The organism is Streptomyces dangxiongensis, from assembly GCF_003675325.1.
GTDB classification, from domain to species: Bacteria; Actinomycetota; Actinomycetes; order Streptomycetales; family Streptomycetaceae; genus Streptomyces; species Streptomyces dangxiongensis.
The window spans coordinates 2,612,698-2,632,223 of record NZ_CP033073.1; the positions used below are offsets into that span (position 1 = coordinate 2,612,698).

Consider the following 19,526-nt stretch of genomic DNA (forward strand, 5'->3'; position numbering starts at 1 on the left):
GATGCTGGAGCTGCTGGGCCTGGACACCGCGGCTGAAGCAGTGTATAGGTGCATGCTTGCCAATCCAGAGGCGGGAATCGCATCTCTCACCCGGCTGACCGGCCTGCCGGAGCAGGAAATCCGCGACAGCCTCGACGCGCTGAGCGAACTTGCGCTGATCCACCCGCAGAATGCGGAATCAGAAAGTCCGCGGGTGGTGTCCCCGGATCTCGGACTGGAGATTCTGCTGGCGAGACAGCAAGCGGAATTGGCGGTTCACCAATCGAGGGTCGAGGCGTCCAGAGCGGCGGCGGCGGAGCTCATGGCCCAGTACGCGGACATGCGCCTGCAGGCGGCCGCCGTCAACGGCAATATCCTGTCCGGCGTCGAGGCCGTGCGGGAACAGCTAGCGACGATGACACGCAAGGTCCGCGACGAGGTCCTGTGCTTCGCGCCGAACGGCGCCCACTCGGAGGCGAGCCTGCGCGCGGCGCAGCCCCTGGACGAGCTGCTGCTCGACCGCGGGGTGAGGATGCGCACCGTCTATCTGGACAGCGTGCGCAACAGCCCCCACACCCAGGCCTACGCCGAATGGCTCGCCGAACGCGGCGGAAAGGTGCGTACGGCCCCCTCCCTGCCGGTACGCATGATCATCACCGACCGCGAGTGCGCGGTGATCTCCGCCAACGCCGAGAGTTCCGGCGACGGAGCCGTGGTCATCACCGGTGAGGGCACGCTGGCAGCGCTGTGCGCCCTCTTCGAGACCGTCTGGGCCACCGCGACCCCGCTGAGTGCCGCGCCCAAGCCCGACATGCGTGGGCTCACCCCTCAGGAGAGCCAGGCCCTGGCGTTCCTCTACCAGGGTCACACCGACGAGACGATCGCCAAGCGGCTCGGCGTCTCGCCCCGGACCGCGCGCCGGATCGCCAACACCCTGATGACCAGACTGGGCGCCCGCAGCCGCTTCCAGGCCGGAGCCAAGGCGGTCCAGATCGGCTGGCTCCCCGAGCAGCCGGACGCGTAGGGAACGTCCCGGTGTCCCGGCGACGGGCAGCCGGTCCGAGCGTGGCGGGCTACTGCCCGTCGGCCGCGCGCCCCCGGTCCGGCACCAGCTCCTGTTCGCGGAGCGCGGTGGCCCCGTGGCACTCGCGCACCACGCCGCCCGCCGGCACACCGGCATCGGGCACCTGCGGTACCGGCCGACGGCGGTAGCGCGGCGGCAGGAACCGCTCGGCCCAACGCGGGGCCCGCGGCCTGAAGCGCGGGAGCAGCAGCAGCGCCAGACCCACCGCGCTGAGGAACACCACACCCAGCACGATCCACATCGACGCCGAGTTGACGGAGTACGCCAGCGCCCCGAAGCCGATCAGCCCCGACCAGAAGTACATGATCAGCACGGCCCGGCTGTGCGAGTGGCCGATCTCCAGCAGGCGGTGGTGCAAATGGCCGCGGTCGGCGGCGAACGGCGACTGACCGCGCCAGGTGCGGCGGACGATCGCCAGGACCAGGTCCGCGGCGGGTACGGCGATGATCGTCAGCGGCAGCAGCAGCGGGATGTAGACCGGGACCGTCTGGTGGACCGCCGCCTTCTCCGAGCCGGTGAAGAGCGCGAGCGCGTCCGGGTCGACCTGGCCGGTGATCGAGATCGCGCCCGCCGACAGCACCAGGCCGATCAGCATCGAGCCCGAGTCGCCCATGAAGATCCGCGCCGGATGCATGTTGTGCGGCAGGAAGCCCAGGCACATACCCATCAGGATCGCCGCGAAGAGGGTCGCCGGCGCCGCGGACTCGATGCCGTACGAGTACCAGATCCGGTAGGCGTACAGGAAGAACGCCGCCGCCGCGATGCACACCATGCCGGCCGCGAGACCGTCCAGGCCGTCCACGAAGTTCACCGCGTTGATCGTGATCACGACCAGCGCGACCGTCAGGAGCGTGCCCTGCCACTGGGTCAGGGCGACGTTGCCGACACCCGGGATGGGCAGCCACAGGATCGTCAGCCCCTGCATGACCATCACGCCCGCGGCGATCATCTGACCGCCCAGCTTGATCAGCGCGTCGATCTCGAACTTGTCGTCCAGGACGCCGATCAGCCAGATCAGGGCGGCACCGGAGAGCAGCGCCCGGGGCTCGTTGGACTTGGCGAAGACCTCGTTGAGGTTGGTCAGGTGGTCCGCGACCAGCAGACCCGCGCACAGGCCGAAGAACATGGCGATACCGCCGAGCCGCGGAGTGGGTTCCCGGTGCACGTCACGGGCCCGGATCTCCGGCATCGCCCCGGCCACGATCGCGAACTTCCGTACCGGCCCTGTCAGCAGATACGTCACCGCGGCCGTGATGCAGAGCGTCAGCAGGTATTCACGCACGGGCTTCCCCACTAGTCTCACTGGCCATCTCAGCCTCACACCCTAGCGTCGCGGGCGCATGGATGAGGACTGCCGGGTAGCGGCGATGGTTGCACGGGTGGCTGTGCGCCACGGTCCACAGGGGTCCACACCGGGATGTACGGGACGGTACCGGCCCCCGGTCAGCCGGGATACGGCGGGAACTCACCGGTGAGTGCGCGCACCTCCTCCCGGGCCGCGGCCGGCTCCGTACCGCCGCGCAGCACAGCCGCCAGCAGCGCCGCGATCCGCACCATCTCCGCCTCGCCCATGCCCTGCGTGGTCACGGCGGCCGTACCCAGGCGCAGCCCGCGGTCGTCACCGTGCGGCAGCGCGCAGCAGTCCAGCACCAGGCCGGCCGCGAGCAGCCGGCCGCGCGCGGTGCGGCCGTCCACGCCGAGCGGGGCCGGGTCCGCGGTGATCAGGTGGGTGTCCGTGCCGCCGGTGGTGACGGCCAGCCCCTCCGCGGCCAGGTGCCCGGCGAGCACGCGCGCGTTGGCGACCACCTGACGGGCGTACGCGGCGAACGCCGGCGTGGCCGCCTCACCGAACGCGACGGCCTTGGCGGCGACGGTGTGCATCTGGGCGCCGCCCTGGGTGAAGGGGAAGACGGCCCGGTCCACGCGCTGGGCCAGCTCGGCAGCGCACAGGATCATCCCGCCGCGCGGGCCGCGCAGCACCTTGTGGGTGGTCGCGCACACGATGTCCGCGTACGGCACCGGGTTCGGCGCCGCCCCGCCGGCGACCAGCCCGATCGGATGCGCGGCGTCGGCGATCAGATAGGCCCCGACCTCGTCGGCGACCTCGCGGAAGAAGGCGTAGTCGATGTGGCGGGGGTAGGCGATGGAGCCGCACACGATGGCCTTGGGCCGGTGGTTGCGGGCCAGGTGGCGCACCTGGTCGTGGTCGATCAGGCCGGTCTCGGCGTCGACGCCGTAGCCGACGAAGTCGAACCAGCGGCCGGAGAAGTTCGCCGGTGAGCCGTGGGTGAGGTGGCCGCCGTGGGGCAGGCCGAGGGCGAGCACGGTGTCACCGGGGCGCAGCAGGGCCGCGTAGGCCGCCAGCACGGCCGAGGAGCCGGAGTGGGACTGCACGTTGGCGTGCTCGGCGCCGAACAGGGCCCTGGCCCGGTCCACGGCGGCGCGTTCGGCGACGTCGACGATCTCGCAGCCGCCGTGGTGCCGGGCGCCGGGATACCCCTCGGCGTACTTGTTGGCGAGCGCCGAGCCGAGAGCGGCCAGCACCGCCGGCGAGCAGTAGTTCTCTGCCGCGATCAACTGGAGCGTCGTCGACTGCCGCTGAAGCTCCCCCAGCAGGATCTCGGCCATCGCCGGATCCTGCCGCCGCAGGGCATCGGTCTCATGGACGGTGGTGACCGACATGACGGACTCCGGGCGGTCGACGGTGACGTACCCCCAATGTAGGCCCGCCCCCCGGCGAACGCGCGACCGTCACGCGCGCGCCGGTACTCCCGTCAGCGCAGTGACCACCGGGTCCAGGGCGTCCCGTATCTCGTCGCCGATCGAGCGGAAGAACGTCAGGGGGGCGCCGTACGGGTCGTAGACCTCGTCCGCCTCCGCCGTCGGGGCCAGCAGCCAGCCGCGCAGCGCCGCCGCCGCCCGCACCAACGCCCGCGCCCGCGCCACCACCCCGTCCTCCAGCGGCGGCAGCGTGGTGGGGTCTATGGCGCGGACCAGGCGGGTGAACTCCTTGAGGGTGAAGGTGCGCAGCCCGGCCGAATGGCCCATGGAGATGACCTGGGCGCGGTGGTCGCGGGTCGCGGTCAGGACCAGGTCTGCCATGATCACGTGTTCGTCCAGCAGCTCCCGGCCGACGAAGCCGGAGGTGTCCGCGCCGAACTCGGCCAGCACCGTCTCCGCGTGGGACTCCATGGACGCGCCCTCGTGGCCCCAGGTGCCCGCGCTCTCCACGATCAGCCCGCCGCCCAGTACGCCGAGCCGCTCCGCGACGAAGTGGCGGGTCAGCCGCTCGGTGATGGGTGAGCGGCACACGTTGCCGGTGCTGACATGGAGGATGCGGAAGGTGTCGCGCGGAAACCCGAACGTCGTCGTCTCCTCCGCGCTGTAACCCCCGCCGCCTATGCCACGCCCCGCTTCAGGGGCCGTCAATTCGCCACCTCGAGATCGGGTACCACCTTGCGCAGCTCGTCCGGGGAGATCGCGCCCTGGCGCAGCAGCAGCGGCACCTCGCGGGAGACGTCCACGATGGACGACGGCACGTTGCCCGGGGTGGGGCCGCCGTCGAGGTAGACGGAGACGGAGTCGCCGAGCATCTGCTGGGCGGCGTCACAGTTCTCCGGCGCCGGGTGACCGGTGAGGTTGGCGGAGGACACGGCCATCGGACCGACCTCGGTGAGCAGCTCGATGGCGACCGGGTGCAGCGGCATGCGCACGGCGACCGTGCCGCGGGTGTCGCCGAGGTCCCACTGGAGGGACGGCTGGTGCCTGGCGACGAGCGTCAGGGCGCCCGGCCAGAACGCGTCGACCAGTTCCCAGGCCAGCTCCGAGAAGTCCGTGACGAGGCCGTGCAGGGTGTTCGGGGAGCCGATGAGGACGGGAGTGGGCATGTTCCGGCCCCGGCCCTTGGCGGCGAGCAGGTCGCTGACGGCCTCCGAGGAGAACGCGTCGGCGCCGATCCCGTACACCGTGTCGGTCGGCAGCACCACCAGCTCGCCCCGGCGGACGGCGGACGCTGCCTCGCGCAGACCCGTCACGCGGTCGGTCGCGTCGTTGGTGTCGTATCGCCGTGCCATAACTAGCTGGCCTCCTCGTACACGTACTGCGGGGTGGGGGTCTGCGGGGTGCTCACGGCAGCGCCTTGCGGGCGGTGGCGAAGCGGGGGCGGTTGTTGAGGTCGGGGTGGTCGGCCGCGTCGGCCCAGCCCCGCTCCTCGGTGAAGATCCACGGCACCTGGCCGCCCTGGGTGTCGGCGTGCTCGATCACGACGACGCCGCCCGGGCGCAGCAGCCGGTGCGCGGTGCGTTCGATGCCCCGGATGAGGTCGAGTCCGTCCTCACCGGAGAACAGGGCCAGCTCCGGGTCGTAGTCGCGGGCCTCCGGGGCGACGTACTCCCATTCGGTGAGCGGGATGTACGGCGGGTTGGAGATGACCAGGTCGACCTGGCCGTCCAGGTCGGGGAAGGCCGCGAGGGCGTCACCCTGGCGCAGGTCGACCCGCGACCCGGACACGTTCTTGCGCGTCCACACCAGGGCGTCCTCGGACAGTTCCACGGCGTGGACGCGGGAGCGCGGCACCTCCTGGGCGAGGGCCAGCGCGATGGCGCCGGAGCCGGTGCACAGGTCGACGATGCACGGCTCGACGACGTCCATGGCGCGTACGGCGTCTATGGCCCAGCCGACCACGGACTCCGTCTCGGGCCGGGGCACGAACACCCCGGGCCCGACCTGGAGCTCCAGGTACCGGAAGTACGCCCGCCCGGTGATGTGCTGGAGCGGCTCGCGCTGCTCGCGCCGGGCGATGACCTCCCAGTACCGGGCGTCGAAGTCGCTGTCCTTCACGGAGTGGAGGGCGCCGCGCTTCACGCCGTGCACGAACGCGGCCAGCTCCTCCGCGTCATTGCGCGGCGAGGGCACGCCGGCGTCGGCCAGCCGCTGGGTGGCCTGGGCCACCTCTGCGAGCAGCAGGTTCACGCGAGTCCTCCGTGTCGTACTCGTGCGGGCGTACGGGTCTTACGCGGCGGCGAGCTTCGCCGCCGAGTCTGCGTCGACGCAGGCCTGGATGACCGCGTCGAGGTCGCCGTCCAGGACCTGGTCCAGGTTGTACGCCTTGAAGCCGACGCGGTGGTCGGAGATCCGGTTCTCCGCGAAGTTGTAGGTGCGGATCTTCTCGGAGCGGTCGACGGTGCGGACCTGGCTGCGGCGGGCGTCGGCGGCCTCCCGCTCGGCCTCCTCCTGCGCCGCCGCGAGCAGCCTGGAGCGCAGGATACGCAGCGCCTGCTCCTTGTTCTGGAGCTGGCTCTTCTCGTTCTGACAGGAGGCGACGACACCGGTGGGGAGGTGCGTGATCCGCACGGCGGAGTCGGTGGTGTTGACGGACTGGCCGCCCGGGCCGGAGGACCGGTACACGTCGATGCGCAGGTCGTTGGGGTTGATCTCGACGTCGACCTCCTCGGCCTCCGGCGTGACGAGGACACCGGCGGCGGAGGTGTGGATACGGCCCTGCGACTCGGTGGCCGGCACCCGCTGCACGCGGTGCACGCCGCCCTCGTACTTCAGCCGGGCCCACACGCCCTGACCGGGCTCGGACTGCCCGCGGACCTTCACCGCGACCTGGACGTCCTTGTAGCCGCCCAGCTCGGACTCGGTGGCGTCGATGATCTCGGTCTTCCAGCCGACGCGCTCGGCGTAGCGCAGGTACATGCGCAGCAGGTCACCGGCGAACAGTGCCGACTCGTCACCGCCGGCGCCCGCCTTGATCTCCAGAATGACGTCCTTGTCGTCACTCGGATCGCGCGGGACGAGCAGCAGCCGCAGCTTCTCGGTCAGCTCCGCGCGCTGCTTCTCCAGGTCCTTGACCTCGGCGACGAAGTCGGGGTCGTCGGCCGCGAACTCGCGCGCGGTCTCCACGTCGTCGCCGGTCTGCTTCCAGGAGCGGTACGTGGCGACGATCGGGGTCAGCTCGGCGTAGCGCTTGTTCAGCTTGCGCGCGTTCGCCTGGTCGGCGTGGACCGACGGGTCGGCGAGCGTCTTCTCCAGGTCGGCGTGCTCGACGACGAGTTCCTCGACGGCCTCGAACATTCTGGGCTCCTGTACTGCGGTGAAGGAAAGGGCGGGCGACCAAAAACGCCGGTCCCGGGCACACCCCGCGAGAGGGCGTGACCGTGGACCGGCGAAATGGGGCTCGCTACTTCTTGGAGCCGGCGGCCTTGCCGAAGCGGGCCTCGAAGCGGGCCACACGGCCACCGGTGTCGAGGATCTTCTGCTTGCCCGTGTAGAACGGGTGGCACTCGGAGCAGACCTCGGCCCGGATGGTGCCGGACTCGATGGTGCTGCGGGTGGTGAACGACGCGCCACAGGTGCAGCTGACCTGCGTCTCGACGTACTCGGGGTGGATGTCGCGCTTCAAGGTGTCTCCTAGATTTCGGGAGGGCGCCGGGTCGCCGCCAGCGGGATGCGGGAGCGTGAACCGGAGCCGACGTACCAGTCTGCCAGGACTGGGGCCATCCACCCAAACCGGGGGTGCGGTCGTTCTATTCCTGGGGCCGGCGCGCGGCCGGGTGCGGCGGTGCGCCTAGCCGGTCACGACGCCCGTGGCCTCGCCCGTGGCCGTGCCTTCCGTGGCGGCCTTGGGGATCGGCCGGTCGTTCTTCAGGGCGTTCCACACCAGCGCGGCCTTGTTCCGCTCCAGCAGGACCCGGTTGGGGTTGGCCGGGTCGTACCGGACGGGCATCGTGACCATCTTCATGTGCGACGAGTCGACGCCCTTGAGGCCGCCCGCGAAGTCCATCAGGGAGTTGACCGAGCCGAGGTCGGAGTCGGTGGTGACGGCCTTGGTGGCGGTGTCGGCGAGGTCGAACAGCTTCTTGGGGTCCGTGAAGACGCCGACGTGCTTGACCTGGTCGATCAGTGCCTTGACGAAGGCCTGCTGGAGCTGGATGCGGCCCAGGTCGGAACCATCGCCCACGCCGTGCCGGGTGCGGACCAGACCCAGCGCCTGCTCGCCGTCCAGGGTGTGCGCGCCGGCCTTGAGGTCCAGGTGGCTCTGCGGGTCCTTGATGGCCTTGGTGGTCGTCAACCGGACCCCGCCGAGGTCGTCGATGAGCCTCTGGAAGCCCTTGAAGTCGACCTCCAGGTAGTGGTCCATGCGGATGCCGCTGATGGACTCGACGGTCTTCACCGCGCAGGCGGCGCCCCCGGTGGAGTACGCATCGTTGAACATCACGGCGGACGCGGCGGGGTGTTCGGCGCCCTTGGTGTCGGTGCACCGGGGACGGTCGACGAGGGTGTCCCGGGGGATGGAGACCACGCCGGCCCGCTTGTGGCCCTCGTACACGTGGACGATCATCGCGGTGTCGGAGCGGGCGCTGCCGTCGTCCGTGCCGCCGCCGAGCTTCTTGTTCTTGCCCGCCCGGGTGTCCGAGCCGAGGACGAGGATGTTCTCGGAACCGTTGTCGATCTTCGTGGGCCGGTCGCTGCCGAGAGCCTGGTTGATGTCGACGCTGCGGATGTTGCCGTTGAGCTTGAAGTAGAGGAACCCGGCGCCGGCACCGCCCAGCACGACCACGCCCGCGGCCGTCCAGGCCGTCACGAGCACGGCCTTGCTGCGCGTGCTGCGGGCCTTGCGGCGGCGGCCCTTGCCCCCGCGGCGCGGTCCGGTCGTGCCCGGCTCGGTTATGGCGGGCTCGGGCGTGCTCTCGGCGGCCACAGCGCTCCTCGGTCTCGTCGGTCGGCTACCCCCTGCTGTCAGGGTCAGGCGCGGTTCTCACCGCTCCATCGTCGCTCCGCCGGGTCAGACGGAGAAACCGGGAAAAGGGTTGCACAACGCAGAGTGCCCGCCGCGTGCGGAAAGGGTCGCTGTGCGTAGTCACTCATTTTCCGACGACCGGGTTCACCTGCGGTTTCGGCGCCGGAGGCCGTACGTCCGGACATCCGGGCCCACCCGGATTCCTGTGGCAAAGATCTCGGGCCGCACGCCCTGCCCTCCCCCCTGTGCAACGAGCCCGCCCCCCGTCCACATGGGGACGGGGGGCGGGCTCGTGCGGCTCAGGGACGCGGGGACGTTCAGTCACCGTTTCCCGGGGTCGGCGTCGTCTTCTGGATCTGCATCAGGAACTCGCCGTTCGACTTGGTCTGCTTCATCTTGTCCAGCAGCAGCTCGATGGCCTGCTGCTGGTCCAGCGCGTGCAGCACCCGCCGCAGCTTCCAGGTGACGGCCAGCTCGTCGCTGCCGAGCAGGATCTCTTCCTTACGGGTACCGGACGCGTCGACGTCCACCGCCGGGAAGATGCGCTTGTCGGCGAGCTTCCGGTCGAGCTTGAGCTCCGCGTTGCCGGTGCCCTTGAACTCCTCGAAGATGACCTCGTCCATGCGGGACCCGGTGTCCACCAGCGCGGTGGCGAGGATGGTGAGCGAGCCGCCGTCCTCGATGTTCCGCGCCGCGCCGAAGAAGCGCTTCGGCGGGTAGAGGGCCGTCGAGTCGACACCACCGGACAGGATGCGGCCGGAGGCCGGGGCGGCAAGGTTGTACGCACGGCCCAGACGCGTGATCGAGTCGAGCAGCACGACGACGTCGTGACCCAGCTCCACGAGACGCTTGGCACGCTCGATGGCCAGCTCGGCGACCGTGGTGTGGTCCTCGGCCGGGCGGTCGAAGGTCGAGGAGATGACCTCGCCCTTCACCGACCGCTGCATGTCGGTGACCTCTTCCGGACGCTCGTCGACAAGGACGACCATCAGGTGGCACTCGGGGTTGTTGTGCGTGATCGCGTTGGCGATCGCCTGCATGATCATGGTCTTGCCGGTCTTCGGCGGGGCCACGATCAGACCGCGCTGGCCCTTGCCGATCGGCGCGACGAGGTCGATGATCCGGGTCGTCAGCACGCCCGGGTCGGTCTCCAGGCGGAGGCGGTCCTGCGGGTAGAGCGGGGTCAGCTTGTTGAACTCCGGGCGGCCACGGCCGTGTTCGGGCGCCATGCCGTTGACGGAGTCGAGGCGGACCAGCGCGTTGAACTTCTCGCGGCGCTCGCCCTCCTTGGGCTGCCGGACCGCGCCGGTGAGGTGGTCGCCCTTGCGCAGGCCGTTCTTGCGGACCTGGGCGAGGGAGACGTACACGTCGTTCGGGCCGGGCAGGTAGCCGGAGGTCCGGATGAACGCGTAGTTGTCCAGGATGTCCAGGATGCCGGCGACGGGGATCAGCACGTCGTCGTCGGTGACCTGCGGCTCGGCGATCTCGTCGCGGCCACGGCGGCCACGGCGGTCACGGTAGCGGCCCCGACGGCCGCGGCGGCCGCCCTCGAAGTCGTCGTCGTCCTGCTGCTGGCGGTCGCGGTCGCGGTCCTGGCGGCCCCCGCCCTGCTGCTGGCCCGGCTGCTGACGGTCCTGGCGGTCCTGGCGGTCCTGACGGCCGCCGCCCTGGCCCTGCTGCTGCTCGTCGCCCTTGCCACGGCGGTCGCGGTCGCGGTCCCGGCCGCGCTCGCGGCGGTCGCGGCGGCCACGGCCCTCGCCGTCACCGGCGTCGCCCTTGGCGTCACCCTGCTGCGACTGCTGCTGCGCGGGCGTCTCGGCCTTGGGCTCGCTCCTGGCCTCGGCGACGACGGTGTCGGCGCCGCTGCCGGCCGGGCTGCCCGCGTCGGCGGTGGCGCGGCGGCGACGGCGCTCGACCGGGGCGTCGTCCGCCCCGCGCTCGGCCTCGCTCGCGCGGGAGGGGCCCCCGGCGGGCTGGCCGGGGATCTCGATCTGCTGCTGGGCCACGGCCTTGTCGGCGGGCGCCTCGGACCGGGTCTCGGCCTTCTTCTCCGCGCTCTCGGCGGAGTCGCCCGTACGGGCCTTGGAGGTGGCCCGGCGCTTCGGCTTGGTCTCGGTGGCGGTCTCGGCCTTGGGGGCGGCGCCCCCGGAGGCCTGCGCCTCCTTGATGACCTCGATCAGCTGGCTCTTGCGCATCCGCGCGGTGCCCCTGATACCGAGGCCCGAGGCGACCTGCTGAAGCTCGGCCAGCACCATGCCCTCGAGGCCGGTACCGCGGCGCCGCCGGGACCCGGCACCGGTGGCAGGCGCGGAGGCGTCCGTGGAGGGCGCGGCAGCGGTCTCCTCGACACGTGCGCCCATCAGATCGGTGGTGTCGCTCACGAAGGGTCCTTCCCTGGAGCGGACGTCGGCCTGTCTGGCTCGGCGACCGGTTGTGCTGTCCGGCTACGGTCCTGTCTTCTGTGAACCGTGCCGGGGCGGTGGTCCGCCAAAGCGGCGGAAGAAAATGTGCGGTGATGGCGCTTCCGCGAGCCGTGGCACCGAGTGTCACGGGGCGTGGTCGCACCGATTCCGGAGCTCCCCCAGAGGGGGTACCCCCACCGGCGGCCCGCTCAGCGCTCGCATACGACGTACTGCCCAGGTACGGCGCAAGGAACACGGAGTGGCGCGGGAGGCTCCCGGAAGAATGTCTGTCCCGGACGGGGACACGAGGCACCTCGCCATGGTGAGGTCGGGTGCAGACTTGAGATTAACACTACCGGATCCAACAAACATTCCCCCTCTCGTAATCCGGCAACCGCGTGTCAGGGCGCAAGCGGCAGCACGCTCGCTCCTTGAACGTCGAGGTCCAGCCGGTTGGCGGCCCACTCGGCGCCGGCCAGGGCTTCCACCTTGTCGGCGGTGCCGGCGTCGGCGAGGGCCATGACGGTCGGTCCGGCGCCGGAGATGACGGCCGGGACGCCGTCGGCGCGCAGCCGCTCCACCAGCGCCGCGCTGTCCGGCATCGCCGGGGCGCGGTACTCCTGGTGCAGACGGTCCTCGGTGGCGGGCAGCAGCAGCTCGGGGCGCCGGGTCAGCGCCTCGACGAGCAGGGCCGCACGGCCCGCGTTGGCGGCGGCGTCGACGTGCGGCACGGAGCGCGGGAGCAGGCCGCGCGCGGTCTCGGTGAGGACCGGCTTCCCGGGCACGAAAACCACCGGAACGATGGAACGGTGGGGCTCCATCCTGATGGCCCGGGCGGCGCCGGCCTCCATCCAGGACAGGGTGAAGCCGCCGAGCAGACACGCGGCCACGTTGTCGGGGTGGCCCTCGATCTCGGTGGCCAGCTCCAGCAGCGCGGCGTCGTCCAGGCGGGCCTCGCCGCCTATGGTCACCGCACGGGCGGCGACGATGCCGGCGCAGATGGCGGCGGAGGAGGAACCGAGGCCCCGCCCGTGCGGGATGCGGTTGGCGCAGACGATCTCCAGGCCCCGGGGCTGTCCGCCCAGCAGGTCGAAAGCCGTGCGCAGGGAGCGGACGAGGAGGTGGCTCTCGTCCCGCGGGAGGGTCTCGCCGCCCTCGCCCGCGATGTCGATGTGCAGCCCGGAGTCGGCCACCCGGACGACCACGTCGTCGTAGAGCCCCAGCGCGAGGCCCAGGGCGTCGAAGCCGGGGCCGAGGTTGGCGCTGGTGGCGGGAACGCGCACCCGGACGGCGGCGGCGCGGAACGCTGGACCGGCCATCGCTCGTTGACTCTCCTTGAGCTGCGTGACTGTCGAATGACGCTCGATGGATTCGATGGTCATTCGGTGGACTGCCGATGACTGACGTACGAAGGCCCGTCGGGCCGCGGAGACGACGCGGCGCCGTGCCACACGCGAGGGCATGCGCGGTGGGCGGGTTGGATACAGCCTATCGAAGGAAGGTTGCGTGGCGACATAGGGCGCACAGGAGGCGCACGATGCGTGTCGAAAGCCCCTTGTGCCCCTGTCAGGGGCGGCCCCGGAGCGGGGGCGCCCGGAGCGGGGGCGCCCGGAGCGGGGGCGCCCGGACCGGGGCACAGGGCCGGATCACCCGGCCCCGGGCATCCGGCCCGGGTGCTGCGGCCCGACGGTCACGACGCTCGGCCGAGGCCGTGACCGTCGGGCGCGACCGTGACCGTGAGGCGGGACCGTCGGACGGGACCGGGACCGTCAGGCGAGGCCGAGGCGCTCCGCCGCGGTGGCCGCGTCGACCGGGACGGTGACCGGCTGCGGGGCGCCGGCGACGGCCCAGTCGGGGTCCTTCAGGCCGTTGCCGGTGACGGTGCACACGATGCGCTGCCCCGGGTCGACCTTGCCCTGTTCGGCGGCCTTGAGCAGACCGGCCACGGAGGCGGCGGAGGCGGGCTCCACGAAGACACCCTCCTGTGCGGCCAACAGCCGGTAGGCGCGCAGGATTTCACGGTCCGTCACCTCGTCGATGGCACCGCCGGACTCGTCCCGCGCGGCCAGGGCGTACTGCCAGGAGGCGGGGTTGCCGATGCGGATGGCGGTGGCGATGGTCGACGGGTCCTTGACGATCTCGCCGCGCACGATCGGGGCGCTGCCGGAGGCCTGGAAACCCCACATGCGGGGCGTCCGGGCGGCGATGCCGTCGGCGGCGTACTCCCGGTAGCCCTTCCAGTAGGCCGTGATGTTGCCCGCGTTGCCGACCGGCAGGACATGGATGTCCGGCGCGTCGCCGAGCATGTCCACGATCTCGAAGGCGGCCGTCTTCTGGCCCTCGATGCGCACCGGGTTGACCGAATTCACCAGCGCCACCGGGTAGTTCTCGCTCAGTGCGCGCGCGAGGGTGAGGCAGTCGTCGAAATTGCCGTCCACCTGGAGGATCTTCGCGCCGTGCACGAGGGCCTGGCCCATCTTGCCGAGCGCGATCTTGCCCTGCGGCACGAGGACCGCGGACACCATGCCGGCGCGCACGGCGTACGCGGCGGCGGAGGCGGAGGTGTTGCCGGTGGAGGCGCAGATGACCGCCTTGGCCCCCTCCTCCTTGGCCCTGCTGATGGCCATGGTCATGCCGCGGTCCTTGAAGGACCCGGTGGGGTTGGCTCCCTCCACCTTCAGGTGGACCTCGCAGCCCGTGCGCTCGGAGAGCACCTGCGCGGGCACGAGGGGTGTGCCGCCCTCGCGGAGCGTCACGACCGGCGTGGTGTCGGATACCGGAAGCCTGTCCCGGTACTCCTCGATGATTCCGCGCCACTGGTGGGTCATTGCTGGTTACTCTCCTTCAACCCGCATGATGCTGGCGACACCCCGCACGGTGTCGAGCTTGCGCAGTGCCTCGACGGTACCGGTGAGGGAGGCGTCGGAGGCCCGGTGGGTGACGACGACGAGGGATGCCTCGCCGTCCTTGCCCTGCTGCCGAACGGTGTCGATGGAGACGCCGTGCTCGGCGAAGACGGTGGCGACCTGGGCGAGCACGCCCGGTTTGTCGGCCACGTCGAGGCTGATGTGGTACCGGGTGACGACCTCTCCCATCGAGGAGACGGTCAGGTCGGCGTACGCCGACTCACCGGGCCCGGTGGTGCCGTTGAGCCGGTTGCGGCAGACGGCGACCAGGTCGCCGAGGACGGCGGAGGCGGTCGGGGAACCGCCGGCGCCGGGGCCGTAGAACATGAGCTGCCCGGCCGCGTCGGACTCCACGAAGACGGCGTTGTACGCGCCGCGCACCGAGGCGAGCGGGTGGCTGAGCGGGATCATCGCCGGATGCACGCGCGCGGTGACCGACGCCCCGTCCCTGGCGCGCTCACAGATGGCGAGCAGCTTGATGGTGCAGCCCATCTCGGTGGCCGAGCGGAAGTCGGCGGCGGTGACCTCGGTCATGCCCTCGCGGTAGACGTCGTCGAGCCGCACGCGGGTGTGGAAGGCGATGCCGGCGAGGATCGCGGCCTTGGCGGCGGCGTCGAAGCCCTCGACGTCGGCGGTCGGGTCGGCCTCCGCGTACCCGAGGGCGGTGGCTTCGTCCAGGGCCTCCTGGTAGCCCGCCCCCGTGGAGTCCATCTTGTCGAGGATGAAGTTGGTGGTCCCGTTGACGATGCCGAGGACGCGGTTGACCTTGTCGCCGGCGAGGGACTCGCGCAGCGGCCGGATCAGCGGGATGGCACCGGCGACGGCGGCCTCGTAGTAGAGGTCCTTGCCGTGCTGTCCGGCGGCGGCGTGCAGCGCGGCCCCGTCCTGGGCGAGCAGCGCCTTGTTGGCGGAGACGACGGAGGCGCCGTGTTCGAAGGCGGTGGTGATGAGGGTCCGCGCGGGCTCGATCCCGCCGATGACCTCGACGACCACGTCGATGTCGCCGCGTTTGACGAGGGCGGTGGCGTCGGTGGTGACGAGGGCCGGGTCGATGCCCTCCCGGACCTTGGAGGGCCGCCGGACCGCGACGCCCGCGAGTTCCACCGGGGCGCCGATCCGGGCGGCGAGGTCGTCGGCGTGCGTCGTCATGATGCGCGCCACCTCTGAGCCGACCACTCCACAGCCCAGCAGCGCCACCTTCAGCGGACGCGTACGCATCATCCGACCTCGTTTCCTCATACCGTCTACGGTTGGACCAGTCTCACTCACCGGACGACAGTTTCTACCCTTCGTCCGGATCGTGAGACATCTATTTCATTTGTACGGGGGCGCAGAGCCGTAGATCTTCCACCCCGCGGTTTCCGTGGGGACCGGTCACCCGACGTCGAGACGCAGGAGGTCCTCCTCCGTCTCGCGCCGGACGATCACCCGGGCCTCGCCGTCCCGCACGGCGACGACCGGCGGCCGGAGCACGTGGTTGTAATTGCTGGCCATGGACCGGCAGTACGCGCCCGTCGCCGGTACGGCGATCAGGTCGCCCGGCGCCAGGTCCGCGGGCAGGAACGCGTCCTTGACCACGATGTCCCCGCTCTCGCAGTGCTTGCCGACGACGCGGGCGAGCACGGGCTCGGCGTCGGAGGCCCGCGACACCAGCGCGACGCTGTACTCGGCGTCGTACAGCGCCGTCCGGATGTTGTCGGACATGCCGCCGTCGACGGACACGTACGTCCGCAGCCCCTCCAGCGGCTTCACGGTGCCGACCTCGTAGAGCGTGAAGGCGGTCGGCCCGACGATGGCCCGCCCCGGCTCGACGGAGATCCGCGGGGTCCGCAGCCCGGCCGCGTCGCACTCGCGCGTGACGATCTCGGTGAGCGCCTTGGCGATCTCGTGCGGCTCACGGGGGTCGTCGTCGCTGGTGTAGGCGATACCGAGCCCGCCGCCCAGGTCGATCTCGGGCAGCTCGACCCCGTGCTCGTCCCGGACGTCCCGCAGCAGCCGGACCACGCGGTGGGCGGCGACCTCGAAACCGGACATGTCGAAGATCTGCGACCCGATGTGGGAGTGGATCCCGATCAGTTCCAGCCCGTCGAGGTACAGCGCCCTGCGCACGGCCTCCGCGGCCTGCCCCCCGGCGAGCGGGATCCCGAACTTCTGGTCCTCGTGGGCGGTGGCGATGAACTCGTGGGTGTGTGCCTCCACGCCCACGGTGATCCGGATCTGGACCGGCTGGCGCCGGCCGAGCGACTGCGCGATGTGCGCGACCCGCACGATCTCCTGGAAGGAGTCGAGGACGACGCGTCCGACGCCCGCCTCGACGGCCCGGGTGATCTCCGCGACGGACTTGTTGTTGCCGTGGAAGGCGATGCGTTCGGGAGGCATGCCGGCGCTCAGGGCGGTGGCCAGCTCGCCGCCCGAGCAGACGTCGAGATTGAGCCCCTCCTCGTACAGCCACCGCACGACGGCCCGGGAAAGGAAGGCCTTCCCGGCGTAGAACACGTCGGCGTCCGGGCCGAACGCGGTACGCCAGGCGCGGGCACGAGCCCGGAAGTCGGCCTCGTCGAGGATGTAGGCGGGGGTGCCGAACTCCTCGGCGAGCCGGGTGGCGGGGATCCCGCCGACGGTGAGGACGCCGTCGTCGTTACGGCCGACGGTCCGGGCCCACACCTTGGGGTCGAGGGTGTTGAGGTCGGCGGGCGGGCCGGAGTAGTGCCCCTCGGGCAGGACGTCGGCGTGGCGGGGCCCGGCGGGATGGGCGGAACGGCTCATGACGTGACTCTCAGACTCTCTGTCTCTCTCCGGGACGCAGACTGCTCTCGGCGCCTCAGAGATGTTCGGGTGCGTCGATGCCGAGCAGGGACAGGCCGCCGGCCAGCACCGTCCCGGCAGCTTCGGCGAGGGCCAGCCGGGCACGGTGGGCGGCCGAGGGTTTCTCCTCCCCGAGGGGAAGCACGGAGGGCAGAAAGGGCAGCACGGCATCGGCGACGGTCACGAGATGCCGGGCAACCCGGTCCGGGGCACGGTGGGTGGCGGCCGCGGCGAGGATGCGGGGGTGGTCGGCGAGGGAAGTCAGAAGCGGGCGGAGGGCAGCGTCCCCGGTGGGGTGGGCGTAGTGGGCGGCAGCGGGGTGGCCGTAGTGGGCCCCACCGGCGTCCGGGGTGCCGTCACCGTGACGAGGGGCAGCGTCGTCCAGGGCGTCGTCCCCGTGACGAGGGGCGGCGGTGGTGGGCACGTCGTCGCCGTGGTGGGTGGCACCGGCGTCTCCGATGGGGTGGCCGTGGCGGGTGGCTGCCACGGGCCCGGGTTCGGCGGCGAAGCCAAGGCGGACGGCGTTGCGGCTGAGGGACCGGATACGGGCGTGGGCGTACCGGACACGGAAGAGGGGGTTGTTCTCCCGCTGCACCAGATGGTCGGCGCTGATCCGGGGCCGGTCGTGCGGGGCCGGGTGGAGCAGGGCCCACCGGGCGGCGTCGGGGCCGAGCGGGGCGGGGTCCTCCGGGGCGGGCACGGGCCGCAGGTCCACGGGTTCGCCGTGCTCGACGGTGGCCCGGCCGCCCTGCGCCCCGACGAGCCGTACGACCACGTCGGCGACGACCTCGGCCCGTACCTCGTACGGCACGCGCAGCGCGACGACCTGCCCGGCGAGGGCGTCCCCGTGCCCGTACCGGACGCCCTTGTCGAGGATCTCGCGCACCAGCCCGCTCACGGGATCGGCCTGCGCGGCGAGGGTGATGTTGAGGAACCCGGGCCCGGTGACGACGACGTCCCGGATGCCGGCGGCGTCGGCGAGGCGGGGCCGCAGGATCTCGGCGACCCGCAGCGGGGGCTGCCCGGCCGGCCGGGCGAGCTGGAGCGCGATGGTGGTGGCGTAGTCCCCGCAGCCTCCGGGCCCCGGCTCGCCCACCACGGCCCGCTCGGGCACGGTCACGCTCAGCTCTCCGTCGTCGACAGCACGACGCACCGCGTGCAGCACGGTGCGGGAGAGCTCGACGGGTGTCACGGGACAAGCGTAGGGGAGGAAGGGGGTGGGTACGCGAGGCGGTTATCCGTGCGGCCCCGCGCTGCGCGGTCCCACCGCAAGAGGCTCGGCGGCACCCACTGCCCATACCCCCTGCGGATCCCGCCGCCCTGCGCTCCGCGGCTCCGCCGCTCCACCGTCAGCGGGTGCCGCCGCCCTGACCCTCCGCGGGTCTCGGCCCCTACGGCCCTACCCTCCGCGGGCCATCCCGCCCGGGACACCGTCGGAGACCCCGTCGGCGCCTGGGGAGTCATCGCGGCCGGATCCGCCGCCGCACCCGGACACACCGTGCGTACCGGAGGCCCCGCCCTCACCCGCCCCGGTACCACCATCCCCCGGAGCCGGACCGCCCCCGCTGCCTCCGCCTCCTTGGCCACCGCCCCCGCCGCCGTCTCCCCCACCCCCGTGGGCCTCTCCCCCGTGGCCCTCGTGCCCGGTGCGGCGCTCGATGAGGTCCTTGACGAGCTGCACCAGCTCGGCGGGTTCGAAGGGCTTGGCGAGGAAGGCGTCCACGCCGACATCGAGGCCGGTCTCGACCTCGTACTGCGTACACGCGCTGATGATGGCGAGGGGCAGATGGCGCGTACGGGGATCGGCACGGAGCCGGGCGGCGGTGCGCAGCCCGTCCAGCCGGGGCATGACGACATCGAGCGTGATGACGTCGGGCTGCACCTGATGCACCACGTCCAGACACTCGGCACCATCGGCCGCGGTCACGACCTCAAGCCCTTCCAGCTCGAGATTGACCCTGATCAGCTGCCGGATGACCTTGTTGTCGTCCACAACAAGCACCCGACCGGGAGCGCCTGGCACACGTCGAGAGTAGGTCGGCACCGGCCACCGCGTCCGGGTTTTCCCCACTTCCACCCCCTACCGGGGACGCGCCCACCCCCACCCGCGCAAACGGGTTCCTGATCACCCCCGCGGACCTGCTAGTGTTCTACCCGTCGCCGCGAGCGAGAAGCTCAACGCCAGACACGCCCCCGTAGCTCAGGGGATAGAGCAACGGCCTCCGGAGCCGTGTGCGCAGGTTCGAATCCTGCCGGGGGCACCCTTCATACGGTGCCCAAAGACCCCGTCACCAGCGGAAACGCTGAGGCCGGGGTCTTCGCGTTCGTGTGGGCGTAAAGCAGCGCTGAGCGGTCGTGAGCCGGAGTCTGTGGGCTTCCGTGGGGAGGATCTTGGGTTCGGCCCGGGTTGGCCCTGACCCCAGCGGGCCCTGTCCAGGCGATGCCGGTGGCCGAGACCCCAGCAGGACTCTCCCGCCCTGGGCGATCAGGTCGCCGAACAGCCCCCTTTGAGGATCGTGGTGCTGCCGGTGCCGGGCAGGTCCGCACGAGCCGCATCCGTCGTCCACGCAAGCGCGGTGGGAGGGGTTCTGGGCCGGCAGGAGCAC

15 protein-coding genes, 1 tRNA gene and 1 pseudogene are annotated in these 19,526 nt (G+C 71.6%); 2 read left to right on the top strand and 15 right to left on the bottom strand.

Annotated elements, in window-relative coordinates:
* Position 1 precedes the first annotated feature (1 nt).
* Positions 2 to 1,003: a helix-turn-helix domain-containing protein gene (locus tag D9753_RS11385; RefSeq protein ID WP_121786909.1), complete on the top strand. Its 1,002-nt coding sequence runs from the start codon at positions 2 to 4 to the stop codon at positions 1,001 to 1,003.
* Positions 1,004 to 1,052: 49 nt separating this feature from the next.
* Here D9753_RS11385 and D9753_RS11390 read toward each other — a convergent pair whose 3' ends face one another.
* The 15 genes and pseudogenes from D9753_RS11390 to D9753_RS37835 all read right to left on the bottom strand — a co-directional run.
* Positions 1,053 to 2,345, bottom strand: a complete 1,293-nt coding sequence (locus D9753_RS11390; RefSeq protein ID WP_121786910.1) for an MraY family glycosyltransferase — start codon at positions 2,343 to 2,345, stop codon at positions 1,053 to 1,055.
* A 161-nt stretch (positions 2,346 to 2,506) separates the two neighbouring features.
* Positions 2,507 to 3,745 carry a serine hydroxymethyltransferase gene (locus D9753_RS11395; RefSeq protein ID WP_121786911.1) on the bottom strand — a complete coding sequence of 413 codons (1,239 nt, stop codon included), beginning with the start codon at positions 3,743 to 3,745 and terminating at the stop codon, positions 2,507 to 2,509.
* A gap of 69 nt (positions 3,746 to 3,814) precedes the next feature.
* Positions 3,815 to 4,492: an arsenate reductase/protein-tyrosine-phosphatase family protein gene (locus tag D9753_RS11400; RefSeq protein WP_121786912.1), complete on the bottom strand. Its 678-nt coding sequence runs from the start codon at positions 4,490 to 4,492 to the stop codon at positions 3,815 to 3,817.
* Positions 4,489 to 5,136: an L-threonylcarbamoyladenylate synthase gene (locus D9753_RS11405; RefSeq protein ID WP_121786913.1), complete on the bottom strand. Its 648-nt coding sequence runs from the start codon at positions 5,134 to 5,136 to the stop codon at positions 4,489 to 4,491. The genes D9753_RS11400 and D9753_RS11405 overlap by 4 nt, the downstream gene beginning before the upstream one ends.
* Positions 5,137 to 5,188: 52 nt before the next feature.
* On the bottom strand, positions 5,189 to 6,034 hold the full coding sequence (prmC, locus tag D9753_RS11410; RefSeq protein WP_121786914.1) for a peptide chain release factor N(5)-glutamine methyltransferase: 846 nt from the start codon (positions 6,032 to 6,034) through the stop codon (positions 5,189 to 5,191).
* A gap of 39 nt (positions 6,035 to 6,073) precedes the next feature.
* On the bottom strand, positions 6,074 to 7,141 hold the full coding sequence (gene prfA, locus D9753_RS11415) for a peptide chain release factor 1 (RefSeq protein WP_121786915.1): 1,068 nt from the start codon (positions 7,139 to 7,141) through the stop codon (positions 6,074 to 6,076).
* Between the two features lie 106 nt (positions 7,142 to 7,247).
* Positions 7,248 to 7,469: a 50S ribosomal protein L31 gene (gene rpmE, locus D9753_RS11420; RefSeq protein ID WP_015657814.1), complete on the bottom strand. Its 222-nt coding sequence runs from the start codon at positions 7,467 to 7,469 to the stop codon at positions 7,248 to 7,250.
* A 165-nt stretch (positions 7,470 to 7,634) separates the two neighbouring features.
* Complete coding sequence (locus tag D9753_RS11425; RefSeq protein WP_121786916.1) at positions 7,635 to 8,768, bottom strand: LCP family protein; 1,134 nt, start codon at positions 8,766 to 8,768, stop codon at positions 7,635 to 7,637.
* Between the two features lie 356 nt (positions 8,769 to 9,124).
* Positions 9,125 to 11,188: a transcription termination factor Rho gene (rho, locus tag D9753_RS11430; protein ID WP_121786917.1), complete on the bottom strand. Its 2,064-nt coding sequence runs from the start codon at positions 11,186 to 11,188 to the stop codon at positions 9,125 to 9,127.
* A 422-nt stretch (positions 11,189 to 11,610) separates the two neighbouring features.
* The gene (gene thrB, locus D9753_RS11435) at positions 11,611 to 12,528 is read right to left on the bottom strand and encodes a homoserine kinase (protein WP_121786918.1); all 918 of its coding nucleotides are present in this window, start codon (positions 12,526 to 12,528) and stop codon (positions 11,611 to 11,613) included.
* Positions 12,529 to 12,978: 450 nt separating this feature from the next.
* Positions 12,979 to 14,037, bottom strand: a complete 1,059-nt coding sequence (thrC, locus tag D9753_RS11445; protein ID WP_121786919.1) for a threonine synthase — start codon at positions 14,035 to 14,037, stop codon at positions 12,979 to 12,981.
* A 6-nt stretch (positions 14,038 to 14,043) separates the two neighbouring features.
* A complete protein-coding gene (locus D9753_RS11450; RefSeq protein WP_163010674.1) occupies positions 14,044 to 15,336 on the bottom strand; it encodes a homoserine dehydrogenase in 1,293 nt (430 codons plus the stop codon).
* A 153-nt stretch (positions 15,337 to 15,489) separates the two neighbouring features.
* The gene (gene lysA, locus D9753_RS11455; protein WP_121786920.1) at positions 15,490 to 16,881 is read right to left on the bottom strand and encodes a diaminopimelate decarboxylase; all 1,392 of its coding nucleotides are present in this window, start codon (positions 16,879 to 16,881) and stop codon (positions 15,490 to 15,492) included.
* A gap of 55 nt (positions 16,882 to 16,936) precedes the next feature.
* Complete coding sequence (gene nrtL, locus D9753_RS11460; protein WP_121786921.1) at positions 16,937 to 18,112, bottom strand: ArgS-related anticodon-binding protein NrtL; 1,176 nt, start codon at positions 18,110 to 18,112, stop codon at positions 16,937 to 16,939.
* Between the two features lie 372 nt (positions 18,113 to 18,484).
* Positions 18,485 to 18,943 (bottom strand): annotated as a pseudogene (locus D9753_RS37835) (response regulator); the annotation flags it as partial.
* 166 nt (positions 18,944 to 19,109) lie between these two features.
* Here D9753_RS37835 and D9753_RS11470 point away from each other — a divergent pair.
* Positions 19,110 to 19,181, top strand: a tRNA-Arg gene (locus D9753_RS11470).
* The last annotated feature ends 345 nt before the right edge of the window (positions 19,182 to 19,526 follow it).

Excerpts from the sequence above, each read along its gene's own strand:
- prfA (WP_121786915.1), bottom strand. The coding sequence starts at position 7,141 with ATGTTCGAGGCCGTCGAGGAACTCGTCGTCGAGCACGCCGACCTGGAG.
- D9753_RS11385 (WP_121786909.1), top strand. The coding sequence starts at position 2 with ATGCTGGAGCTGCTGGGCCTGGACACCGCGGCTGAAGCAGTGTATAGG.
- thrB (WP_121786918.1), bottom strand. The coding sequence starts at position 12,528 with ATGGCCGGTCCAGCGTTCCGCGCCGCCGCCGTCCGGGTGCGCGTTCCC.
- D9753_RS11405 (WP_121786913.1), bottom strand. The coding sequence starts at position 5,136 with ATGGCACGGCGATACGACACCAACGACGCGACCGACCGCGTGACGGGT.
- D9753_RS11395 (WP_121786911.1), bottom strand. The coding sequence starts at position 3,745 with ATGTCGGTCACCACCGTCCATGAGACCGATGCCCTGCGGCGGCAGGAT.
- thrC (WP_121786919.1), bottom strand. The coding sequence starts at position 14,037 with ATGACCCACCAGTGGCGCGGAATCATCGAGGAGTACCGGGACAGGCTT.
- D9753_RS11450 (WP_163010674.1), bottom strand. The coding sequence starts at position 15,336 with ATGATGCGTACGCGTCCGCTGAAGGTGGCGCTGCTGGGCTGTGGAGTG.
- lysA (WP_121786920.1), bottom strand. The coding sequence starts at position 16,881 with ATGAGCCGTTCCGCCCATCCCGCCGGGCCCCGCCACGCCGACGTCCTG.